The following is a 503-nucleotide window of genomic DNA, read 5'->3' on the forward strand; positions in this document are numbered from 1 at the left end:
ACTGTTTTCTGATTACTTCAAAGTTTTCATTTTCAGGCCCCCACAACACTGATGGGTCCACGTGTTCCAGATCAATCTTTACTTCATTCAAATTTATGTAATTTAAGACGTTATTTATTGTGCAATAAAAATTGAATATTTGCAGTGCAAAATCCTTACGCAAGATTACTAATAATGGCGGATAAAAAAAAGCAAAATAATTCTGCTTATGTTTGCAAAAAAATGAATTGAAAACTAATTCAGACTGTAGGAGGTATTTAAAATAATGGGTATTATCACCTTAACGACAGATTTAGGACATAAAGACTTTTATCAGGCTGCTTTAAAAGGCAGTTTGTTATCCTTATTACCAGCCGTTAGAATTGTTGATATATCACATGATATTACTCCCTTCGATCTTCAACAAGCCGCTTTTATTATCAAGAACTCCTACCATTATTTTCCAAAGAAAACGGTTCATTTGATTGGTGTTGATTCGGTCTATAATAAAGAGACACGATACC

The 503-nt window shown here is 32.6% G+C and carries 1 protein-coding gene; it reads left to right on the plus strand.

What is annotated here, in order from left to right; genetic code table 11:
* Positions 1–265 precede the first annotated feature (265 nt).
* Positions 266–503 (plus strand): SAM-dependent chlorinase/fluorinase (locus DC366_RS20750; RefSeq protein ID WP_165802974.1); only part of this gene is annotated, 238 nt, incomplete at its 3' end.

It is taken from the genome of Pelagivirga sediminicola, assembly GCF_003072125.1.
GTDB lineage: Bacteria > Pseudomonadota > Alphaproteobacteria > Rhodobacterales > Rhodobacteraceae > Roseovarius > Roseovarius sediminicola.